At 60.1% G+C, this 9,784-nt stretch carries 9 protein-coding genes and 5 pseudogenes; 9 read left to right on the forward strand and 5 right to left on the reverse strand.

Features of this window, described 5'->3' with window-relative positions:
• The 4 genes and pseudogenes from NKI25_RS35465 to NKI25_RS35480 all read right to left on the reverse strand — a co-directional run.
• Window positions 1–98 (reverse strand): annotated as a pseudogene (locus NKI25_RS35465) (IS5/IS1182 family transposase); the annotation flags it as partial.
• 66 nt (window positions 99–164) lie between these two features.
• A complete protein-coding gene (locus NKI25_RS35470) occupies window positions 165–1,430 on the reverse strand; it encodes an IS256 family transposase (protein ID WP_502897501.1) in 1,266 nt (421 codons plus the stop codon).
• Between the two features lie 112 nt (window positions 1,431–1,542).
• A pseudogene (locus tag NKI25_RS35475) lies at window positions 1,543–1,747 on the reverse strand (transposase); the annotation flags it as partial.
• Between the two features lie 255 nt (window positions 1,748–2,002).
• Window positions 2,003–2,419: a hypothetical protein gene (locus NKI25_RS35480; protein ID WP_353000798.1), complete on the reverse strand. Its 417-nt coding sequence runs from the start codon at window positions 2,417–2,419 to the stop codon at window positions 2,003–2,005.
• A gap of 276 nt (window positions 2,420–2,695) precedes the next feature.
• Between NKI25_RS35480 and NKI25_RS35485 the strand changes: the two genes are divergently transcribed.
• The 6 genes and pseudogenes from NKI25_RS35485 to NKI25_RS36680 all read left to right on the forward strand — a co-directional run.
• Window positions 2,696–3,754, forward strand: coding sequence for a C45 family autoproteolytic acyltransferase/hydrolase (locus tag NKI25_RS35485; protein WP_353000800.1), 1,059 nt, complete (start codon window positions 2,696–2,698; stop codon window positions 3,752–3,754).
• Between the two features lie 27 nt (window positions 3,755–3,781).
• Window positions 3,782–3,991, forward strand: a pseudogene (locus NKI25_RS35490) (IS66 family transposase); the annotation flags it as partial.
• A gap of 15 nt (window positions 3,992–4,006) precedes the next feature.
• Window positions 4,007–4,273, forward strand: coding sequence for a transposase (locus tag NKI25_RS35495; protein ID WP_353000812.1), 267 nt, complete (start codon window positions 4,007–4,009; stop codon window positions 4,271–4,273).
• A gap of 92 nt (window positions 4,274–4,365) precedes the next feature.
• Window positions 4,366–4,575, forward strand: coding sequence for an IS66 family insertion sequence element accessory protein TnpB (gene tnpB / locus NKI25_RS35500; RefSeq protein WP_353000802.1), 210 nt, complete (start codon window positions 4,366–4,368; stop codon window positions 4,573–4,575).
• Between the two features lie 140 nt (window positions 4,576–4,715).
• Window positions 4,716–5,204: a transposase family protein gene (locus NKI25_RS35505; RefSeq protein ID WP_502897502.1), complete on the forward strand. Its 489-nt coding sequence runs from the start codon at window positions 4,716–4,718 to the stop codon at window positions 5,202–5,204.
• 613 nt (window positions 5,205–5,817) lie between these two features.
• Window positions 5,818–5,996, forward strand: a pseudogene (locus NKI25_RS36680) (ISL3-like element ISAzba9 family transposase); the annotation flags it as partial.
• Between the two features lie 270 nt (window positions 5,997–6,266).
• Here NKI25_RS36680 and NKI25_RS35515 read toward each other — a convergent pair.
• Window positions 6,267–6,503 carry a helicase-related protein gene (locus NKI25_RS35515; protein WP_353000807.1) on the reverse strand — a complete coding sequence of 79 codons (237 nt, stop codon included), beginning with the start codon at window positions 6,501–6,503 and terminating at the stop codon, window positions 6,267–6,269.
• 240 nt (window positions 6,504–6,743) lie between these two features.
• On the opposite strand from NKI25_RS35515, the gene NKI25_RS35520 reads away from it, so the two are divergent.
• The 3 genes and pseudogenes from NKI25_RS35520 to NKI25_RS35530 all read left to right on the forward strand — a co-directional run.
• Entirely contained in the window at window positions 6,744–7,949 is a 1,206-nt protein-coding gene (locus tag NKI25_RS35520; protein WP_353000808.1) for an aminotransferase class I/II-fold pyridoxal phosphate-dependent enzyme, read from the forward strand.
• Between the two features lie 243 nt (window positions 7,950–8,192).
• A complete protein-coding gene (locus NKI25_RS35525) occupies window positions 8,193–8,981 on the forward strand; it encodes a GntR family transcriptional regulator (protein ID WP_353000810.1) in 789 nt (262 codons plus the stop codon).
• A pseudogene (locus NKI25_RS35530) lies at window positions 8,965–9,671 on the forward strand (IS5 family transposase); the annotation flags it as partial. The gene NKI25_RS35525 and the pseudogene NKI25_RS35530, both read left to right, overlap by 17 nt.
• Between the last annotated feature and the right edge of the window lie 113 nt (window positions 9,672–9,784).

A 9,784-nucleotide genomic window follows, 5' to 3' on the forward strand; every position in this document is an offset into this window, starting at 1 on the left:
TCGGGGACAGCGAGCGCCAGCCCCATCAGTTGCAGCACCGATTCCAGCAAGCCTTCTGCCTGGCGCAGCCGCAGGCCAAACACAAGGCCCAGCGTCAAGGGGGATGTCCCGAAGCTTGTTGTGTCGTGTTGAACTTCGACTGAGCGACGTTGCGCGATATCATGTTAGGCAGCCCTCGATGCCGGAGCAACGGGCTTTGCGGCGAGGCGCTGCTGATGGGCGATCAGCGCAGCGCCCAGGACCGGCAACTGCTTGTGAGCCTTGAGCTTGCGGAAGCCCTTGGTGGCCTCGATCATGCCGGCTGCGACACATCTGAGGGCCATCTTGCTATTGCGCCAGCGCTTCACGTTGCGCGTGACGCGGCGGATCGTGCCCGTCATGTTCTCGGCAATGTTGGTGCAGGCGAGCGAGCGGCGAAGCTGCACGGGCAGCTTCAGCCGGACGACGGTGAGGATCTCGTCCAGTCCTTCCAGGATGCTGGCCGCGACGCCTGGCCGATCCTGGTCGAGCCGACGCGCGAGGTTTCGGATGAGCTTCTCAGCCTTGCCGGCGTCGTCGAGCTCCCAGGCTTGGCGCAGCACCCGGCGCGTCGAGGCGTGAAGCTGCTTGGGCAGCCTATCCATGATGTTGCGCGCCTTGTGAATCTGGCAGCGCTGGATCAGGCTGTCCTTGCCGAAAGTCGCGCGGATCGCCTTGGGCAGCGCCTTGGCGCCGTCGACGATGAACAACCGCGCTACCGCCGGATCGAGCCCACGTTCTACGAGATTGTCCAGAAGCGCCTGAACGGTGTCGGCGTTCTCGGTCGCGCCCTCGACCAGCGCGAGAGGATGCTTGCCGCCTTTGCCGTCAATGCCGATCGCGGCGACGAGCACGAGATCGTCGCTCACATGCAGCCCGTCGATCTGGATGACCAGGAGGTCGAGATCAGACAGATCCGCGCTCATGACGGCGTCGAGCTTCTCCGTCGACAACAAGGCCACGAAGCGTCGCGACGCAGCCGATTTCGACACGCCGCTGCCATGACCCGCCGGCACATCGCCTTCCGGAAGTAGCACCGCCCGTCCGAACCGCCGCGTCGAGACGTTGATCAGCATCAGGTTCATCGCCCAGCGGCCGAGCCAGTCCTCCGACATCGCGCGATCCCAGCTCGGCAGTGCCATCTCCCGCCCATCGACGGTCCGGATCCGCGGACGCTCGACCGCGACCTTGCCGCCGTGAAACCCGATCCGGCCGCGCGTCGAGCCCGAGCGGTGCGCCTCGCGCTCTTCAACCCGGCCGTGGCGCGGGCCGCAGGCTGCTTCGACGTCCGCCTCCATCATCGCGCCCAGCGCCTCCATTCCGGCCGCAAGGCAGAGCCTCTCGAAGCTCTCCTGAACGTCGGCGAACGCTTCTTCCAAAGCTCCGCTCGCCGCAGCCGTCGGCAATGTGATATCCTTTTCATGGCGTTGCTCTCCTCAGTGGAATCGACACCCCGAGCCTACAGGCTCGAGGCGAGCAACGCCGCCCCTTCAGAATTTCAACAATGACCGGGACATCCCCCGTCAAGGTGGTCTCGATCGCCAGATCAGAATAGCGGTGCTGGCCGCCACGTGTCTTGCGTCTTGGCGCTTGCCACCTTGACAGGGCTTCCGGCGTCACCCACAGGGTCAAACTGCCGCGATGACGAAGTCCTGCCTCATATTCTGGCCAGTTCGTCACCCTGAACCTCAATATGATGGCGGCGGCTGGTATTGTGTTTGAAAGGCATGGCTCCGCTACAAACGCTATTGCGGTTACCGCTTGCCTAAACCCACACCAATAAAAGATCCGTGCACCAACGCCATTGAGAGACCTTCGGGAAAGACGAGGCTAAGGGCTTGGAACAGTGGCCCCCAGTCACCCTCCAGCGCCTTTGATCTGATGACTGGCAGCGTCTGGCATCGACGCGCCTGAAGGCCGCAGGGAACTGACCAGGTAAGAAAGCGGCTCGCAGTACGGTCCGCATTCAGCCGACTTATAGCCCTTATCGAGTTATTCTATTTGATTCCAACCCGTCGGGGAACCACTGTCTCTGACAGCGTTGCATTCGAACGGTTTCAATAAGCAGCGCGTCGGAGAACAGAAAAATCTGATGAAGAACTCGCAGACCATATCCGTTGCCGCAGCGCTTTCCGCCGGCGCGGACAAGCGTCGCGAAGATGGGCGCGTCCTTGTCGTCACCCGAGAAGGCGATAATGGTCTTGCCCGTGACGTCCGCGAAGGTGAGTTTGACCGGGCCCTCCGCATCCTTCGGCAACCAGTAGTAGGCGATTGCCCCATTCGGCGGGTTCTCACCGACGTCGAGATAGCGGCGATCGCACCGTCCGCCCTCCATCTCCACGACCTCCGTGCCGGCGCTCATGCACGGGCTGTAGCTCATGCCGGGCTTGAAGAAGTCCATCCCGGCCCCGTGGCGGAGCTTGTTCCGGGCCGTTGGACGCGGGCTGACCAGCTTCTGGTCCGCTCCCGCAACGGCGTCACGTCGTCAAGGATCAAGAACGACCGATCATGGGTACCGCCAACGGGGTCACTTCCCTATAGATGAGGGCGAGGCCTATTTCATGCTCGGCCAGAGCGTATGCGAGCGGATTCAGACGATGAAGACGCCCGTCATTGCCGAGGTGCACGGTTAGCCATCCAATTCTTAACAGTGACTCACGGAAAGCAGAGGCCTTATATGTCCAGAAATCCCATCCGCCGTGTCCGCGCCAAGGGCGACGCCTTCTCGATCGGCTTCGTCATCGGTCAAGCCACCGCCTCTAGCTTCCGCGAGCGCGTCTTCCGCGAGAACGTCTTTGTTCGCGAGCAATATCAAATCCTGAATGCCCGCTGGCGAGGATCGGACTATCTCAAGACGCTGGAATCCGCCTCGCGCGCGGCATATCCCCGCTACGTTCGCGAGATCGAGGGGATTGCCGCAGGCGCCGGGCAGGACTTCGAAACGGTCTTCCTCTTGCATTGCATGGATGAATTGAGTCTTCCCGAGGGCGTCTCCCCGGCGACGAACACCATTGACCGCTGCACTTCGCTCCTGATTCCGGCGGAAGGCGGCGGACCTGCGGTCATCGCCCATAATGAGGACGGCTGGGCGGAGTCTCTCGGTGCCTGTCTCTGGGTCGAGGCCGAACCCGACGAGGGCCCGGCTTGGAGCGGCTTTATGACTCCCGGCATCCTGCCGACATACTTCGGCCTGAACGAGGCCGGGCTTGTCCAAGCTAACAACCACGTCAGACCCAACGATCTTAAGCCTGGCGTGCCGAAGGAAATCATCTCCCGCGCAATCCTCAGCGCGAAAGGGCTGGACGAAGCGATCGAAATCCTGAAGCGCAAGGACCGCGCCAGCGGCTACCATCACAATCTCGGTGAGGGGAAGACGGGTCGGCTTATCTCTGTAGAGGCGCCGGCCTCAGGCTGCGTCGTTCGGGAGGTCGCCTCGCCGCAAGCCCACGCTAACCACCTGCTGTACGGTGAACTCGACGGCCTGGAGCAGACGATTACCCTCTCTTCTCGCAATCGGCAGGAGGCGGCGGGCCGGATGATTGCGGAAGGCGCGCTTGCGAGGGGCGCGGAGGCGGTGCTCTTCAACGAGACTACCCCGATTTATGCGAACGGCTCGGGCGATTCCCAGACCCTGGCGACGAGCGTCTTTGCGCTTTTCTCTGACCGCATCGAATGGCGCGTGCACGCGGCGCCGGATGAGCGAGACGTGTTAAGCGGAACAATGCGCGTGGTCTAATGGAGCGCAGCGTTCAGCTTCCTTCTCACGCCGCTCTACCGCTTGAGCCAGGCATTCGAGCGAGCCGGCGTGCCCGTCAGCCGCGGCGCTCTGGGGCATTGGGTGATCGGATCGAGCGAGAAGCATCTCTCCCGCATCTATGACGCACTGAAGCTGCGGCTCAGGTCTCAAGCACTCATCCATGGCGACGAGACCACCGTCCAGGTCCTGAAGGAAAAGGACAGGGAGGCCACCAATGATCTGAAGGCGCGGATTGTCGCGGAGAGCCTTCAATCCGGTGCGCGGGTTGTTGATGTTGCGCGTCGTCATGATCTCATTGCGCATCAGCTTTCGGACTGGCGCCGGCAGGCGCGTGAAGGGCTTCTGACCTTGCCGGCAGACCTGATGCCCGCCTTATCTGCCGTGGAGAGCGGGGCTTTCGAGCCTGCCTTCGTGCCCCTGGCGATTACGACGGGGCCGAAGGAAGCTGCCGATGCTTGCCGGTCCCGGAGCCGGTCGAGGCCTCTTCGGGGATCGTGACGGTAGATAGGCGCAGACCTCGTGGTGAGGTTTCCCGGCGATGTGCCGGTTGACCGGGTTGCGGCCTTGGTGCGCGCGATGCGAGGGGCGGCATGATCGTCGCGGGCCAACGATTACCGATCCTGATCGCGACGCGCCCCGTGGACTTCCGCTGTGGTCATCAGGCGCTGGCCTTGATGGTGCAGACCGAGTTGAAGCTTGATCCGCATTCCGGGGTGACGGTGATCTTCCGGTCGAAGCGCGGGATTGGGTTCTTCCGCATATTTGGTGCAGGTTGCGGGATTCACGGCCGGTGCGAATAAGTTCATAGAGTCGGAATCGCAGTCGACGCCGTGATTTGCCCGTGCTCCATTCCTTCCGTTCGCTGATTTCGCCCGAGCTTTCGATTGTCCAAATTCTCCCGCAGGCTGACAGGGTTGTGCTTGTTGCCCGTGCGAAGGCGATGGAATCGTGCTGTCCATGTTGCGGTCGCCGAGCCCGCCGCGTCCACAGCCACTACATGCGCCGGTTGGCCGATCTGCCGTGGCAAGGGCGGGTTGTCGAAATCGAGCTTCACGCACGACGGTTTCGATGCGCCGATCCCCAATGCCCGCGCCGGATCTTCACCGAGAGACTTCCTGAGACGGTTCACCCGAAAGCTCGACGCACGGTTCGGCTCGGCGAAAGCCAGCTGGCAATCGGCTTCGCGGTCGGCGGCGAGCCGGGCTCACGCCTATCGGACAGGCTCGCCATGCCGGTGAGCGGCGACACGCTGCTGCGGATGATCCGCGCGGCCGGGTTCGAGCCGCCGCAAGCGCCCCGTGTGGTCGGCATCGACGACTGGGCTTGGCGCAAGGGGCAGCGCTACGGGACGATCATCAGTCGGTCGCCATCGCAAGGCGGTCAGCGCCGCCGGAAAGGCCATGGCGTCCGAGATGGCCGGAAACGCTGAAGCCGAGCCGGAACCACCGGAAGAGACTTCCACGAAGCTTGATGGTCTGCGCCGGTCGCGGCGCAACCAGCGCCGTGAGCTCTATGCCGAGATCCTTGACCTGCGGGGCTCCGGCCTGTCGCCGCGCCAGATCGCGCCTCGGATCGGCATCAACGTGAGAACGGTCGAACGCTGGCTTGCAGCGGGCGGGGAGCCCGAGCACCGACGGCCGCCCGCGCGCTCGGTCCTCATGGATCCTTTCCAGGACTATCTCGAAACCCGCTGGCAGGAAGGCCAGCGCAACGGGTTGCAACTGTGGACCGAGATCAAGCGTCGCGGCTTCGAAGGCAGCAAGGCGACCGTCTACAGGGGGACCGCCGCCCGCAAGGAGCGACCACCGACCGCTCCGCCAAATTCGCGATGGCGGCCGCCATCGCGTCGGAACTGTGCATGGCTCCTCAGCGAGGACCCGACATCTCTCGACGAACAGACCGAGCGGTTCTTGTGCCATCTTTATGAACACGCGCCACAGCTTGCTATCGCGGGCGAACTTGCCCGCCGTTTTGCTGCATTGATACGCGGCGACGATGATGCCGGCCTTGAGCAATGGATCGCCGATACCGCGGACAGCGAACTGGCCTCCCTTGCAGCAGGCATCGGCCGCGACTCGAGGCTGTCCGGGCGGCCATCACCCAGCCCTGGAGCACCAGCCCCGTCGAGGGACAGATCAACCGTCTCAAAACCATCAAACGCCAGATGTATGGCCGCTCGGGATATCCACTGCTGAGAAACAGGCTACTGGCAGCCGCCTGACCCGTGCAATAGCCCACCGATGGAGGGCCGAAGGGGACCTGCACCAAATATGCGGAAGAACCCCTGATTGACGCTCCGCGACAATCTAAAAGCGGCCTCATTGACGCGCGCCGCGACAATGACGAAAATACCCATTGCAACTCACTGATCCACAGTCCATCTTCACCAAATCGCGACCACCTGACTCTTCATCCTGATCGTCGCGCTTCCCGTCCAAATTGTCGCGCCACACATGGCTCCGCTACAAAGGCTATTGCGGTTAACGCTTGCCTAAACCCACACCAATAAAAGATCCGTGCACCAACGCCCGCCCGATACGCTGCTCCAGCCGTGAAGGATTCCAGGGAGGTCCATGTTGACCAACGTCGCCAGCGTCTGCAGGTTCAGCCCTTCGGCCGCCGCGTCGGTGGCGACGATGAGACGTATCCTGTATTCCTTCACCGCCTTCTTGATGTCCTCGCCTCGGATGATGTCGAAACACCGACAACTGCTGTCGGGTTTTATCAAGATGCGACACGATCGCGTTAGAACGGATATCCTGCTGTACGCAACTTAACCGATTGAAGGCTTTGCGGATAATTTGTTCTGACGCTCTTTCGAGCAGTTGGCACGATTATTGATGCTCTTAGACTAGCTACTGGGAAATCGCACGTGAAGGCCAGGAGTTCGTGCTACGGGACATTGGCGGGGGTTGCCAATGATGAACAAGCGTGAATTATCTTATGATCGTGTTTGACGGAGAGCGACGTGAACAAGCATAGATTTCGTGATCTTGCAAGTGTGATTGAGAAGTCGAGATCAGATTTCGACTATGCGTACTCCAAAGGAATAATGACACTATATGCCCGCTCTCTTAAGCAGCGACACGTGGAGCTCGAGCCAGGACGATCGGTTATAGAATTCGCGAGAGGCAGCTATCTCGGGCTTGATAACCATCCAAAGATCGTGGACGCTGCGATAGCAGCATTAGCGTCTTATCGCTCGATACAGTGGTCCGGTGCACGCACGAGATTAAATTTTTCGCTAACTAGAGATCTCGAATACAGCTTATCTGAACTTTTCGATGCTCGGGTTATCGTATACTCTCTGGTTCTAACGGCGAACATGAGCGCGCTCCCGTTACTCGCATGCGGGGCTTTCACGAGAGGACGCAAGCCGGTACTGGTGTTCGACCGATTTGCCCATGCCACTTTGGCATACCACAAGGCTGTTATGGCCGAAGATGCAGAGGTTCTGCAAATTAGGCACAACGACATTGAGGAACTGGAGGGTATTTGTCAGAAAAACACGTGCGTCGCCTACATATGCGACGGTGTGTACTCAATGGGCGGAAATGCCCCAATCCGTGAGCTTTTGCGTCTCCAAGAACGTTATGGGCTATTCATCTACATCGACGATGCGCATGGCATCTCAATCCGCGGAAGGCATGGCCAAGGATATGCCAAATCCCAAATCGCAGATCTAGGCGAAAACACAATCATCGCGGCTTCTTTGAGCAAGGGCTTTGGGGCGACCGGCGGTGTTCTCATGCTTGGGACGGAAGAGCAGGAGAAACTGCTTAGACGTTACGCCGTCCCGCATGCATTCTCAATGGGGCCAGACTTGGCCGGAATTGCGGGTGCCTTAGCATCAGCAGAGATTCATCGTTCTTCGGAGCTGGGTGAGCGCCAGGCCCGCCTGAGTAGGGTTGTTCAAGCTTTTGACGAGAGAATGCCGACGCAATCGTCAGGTGACGGAATGCCAATCCGGATGGTCCCGATTGGTGAGTCTCGGGCAGCGATGGATACGGCGGCCGAGCTATTGCGGCGCGGCTTTTATGTGGCCGCAGCATTTTATCCGACGGTGCCCCGGGACAAGGCTGCTTTGCGCGTATGCCTGACTGCGGACCATAGTCAGGAAGAGGTCACCCAGCTTTGTGCGTCAATCCGAGACATAGCTAATGCCCATCCATAAACGCCTGTCTTTCCGGTGTTCCCGGGAGCGTGTGGGTGACGTGCGCGTTCGATTCGCGCTGATCTGCAGTGCATGTCGGCACGACGTGCGCAGATCACGGCCCCGGGGGGCCGATTTGCGGTGAGGCGAGAACGACTGACATTAGCTTGCCAATTTGTGATGCCCATTCCGACACTATGTACTGTTCGTTCACGACTTCTGAAATTCCCTGTTGCGGAGGATCAGAAAGCTGGAGGATCGAATTTGAGCACGCCAAGCTCCGCTGTCTTGAGAGACCAGGTCTACGACGAGTTAGGTGCTTTGATTCGTGGCGGGCAGTTTGCTCCCGGCGAGAAAATCACCATACGAAGCCTAGCCAAAGACTTTTCAGTGAGCCCAACTCCTGTCCGTGAGGCCCTCTATCGCTTGATATCCGAGGGTGTTTTGCAAGGTGAAGCGAACAGATCCGCCTTCATACCGCTTCTAAGGCCCCAGCAAATCACCGAACTCAAGGACATTCGTTTGCACATCGAGTGCTTCGCGGCAGAGCGCGCTGCGCTAAGGGGTACAACGGAGATTGCAGCAAGGTTGCGCGAAACATCGGTAAAACTGAAAAAGGCTCGCGCCGCCGGTAACCGTCGTGCGGACCTTGCGTTGGTATACACGTTTCAGTGCGAACTTTATGCCGCATGCGAGATGCCCAACCTTATTCGAATCATCAATTCACTTTGGCTGAAAACGGGGCCGTACTTAAATTTGCTTTTTCCTCACTACATTTTTGGGGTATTAACCGACCGCGGAGATTGGCGCGAAAGGATAGCTGCTGGCGTTGAGAACAGAGATACCGCTGCAGTTGTCGAGGAGGTCAAGCAGGGCGTTGATCAATCTTTGACCTACATCGCCAATATAATTGCCGCCGCCGCAATGTTAAAGACGGCGGGCGGAAAATTACTACCGAGTCCGGTCACTAGGCTTCGTGGACAAAGCTTGACGCTAGACTCGGTCACTGATTCAAGGCTGTCTTTTGGAGGCAGCGTTGGGCGAGCGGATTGAGGTATCGGACGAGGAATGGGCACTGATCGGGCCGCTGCTGTCAGCAGAGCGGGGTCGAGGGTGCCGTCCGGCGCAGGATAATCGGCGCTATTTCGAAGGCATGATGTGGATGGCCCGAACGGGAGCGCAATGGCGTCATCTGCCTGATGAATATGGCAAGTGGAACAGCGTCTTCCGCCGAGACCGACGATGGGTCGCGACGGGGGTGTTCGATGCGCTGCTCGAAACGCTCGCCGAGATGGTGGAACGCGATACCACCGCCGACATGATAGATAGCACCGTTGTCCGGGCACATCATTGTGCAGTCGGCATAAAAAGGGGACTCAGGAAACTGAGGCGCTTGGCCGATCGCGCGGCGGCTTCACCACCAAACTCCATGCGCGGTGCGACGGAAAAGGGCGACCTCTCGGCTTCGTCCTGACACCTGGCCAGGCGCACGATATTCAAGGCTTCGGCCCGCTGTTTCGAATGATCGCCGACCGTATCGAGGCGCTCCTGGCGGACAAGGGCTATGACGCCGACGCCATCCGCGAAGAGATCGCCAAAGCCGGCGTCGAGGCGGTCATCCCCGCCAAGAGCAACCGCCGCGCCCCCACCCCGCATGATCGCGAGAAATATCGTTGGCGCAACCTCGTCGAGCGCCTGTTTAACAAACTGAAGAACTGGCGCCGTATTGCCACACGCTACGACAAGACCAAGGGTAAGCGCCAAGCTGACCCCATCTGGCGCGGCTTGAGGTGATGAGCGAGACATACTGACACTGAAGCAAGGAGCCGAGGAGCTTGCAGTGTCAATTTCTATGT

The sequence above is a fragment of the Mesorhizobium sp. M0808 genome, assembly GCF_040320025.1.
In the GTDB taxonomy this organism is placed as follows: Bacteria; Pseudomonadota; Alphaproteobacteria; order Rhizobiales; family Rhizobiaceae; genus Mesorhizobium.

Excerpts from the sequence above, each read along its gene's own strand:
- NKI25_RS35505 (WP_502897502.1), top strand. The coding sequence starts at position 4,716 with ATGGAATCGTGCTGTCCATGTTGCGGTCGCCGAGCCCGCCGCGTCCAC.
- NKI25_RS35480 (WP_353000798.1), bottom strand. The coding sequence starts at position 2,419 with ATGGACTTCTTCAAGCCCGGCATGAGCTACAGCCCGTGCATGAGCGCC.
- NKI25_RS35485 (WP_353000800.1), top strand. The coding sequence starts at position 2,696 with ATGTCCAGAAATCCCATCCGCCGTGTCCGCGCCAAGGGCGACGCCTTC.
- tnpB (WP_353000802.1), top strand. The coding sequence starts at position 4,366 with ATGATCGTCGCGGGCCAACGATTACCGATCCTGATCGCGACGCGCCCC.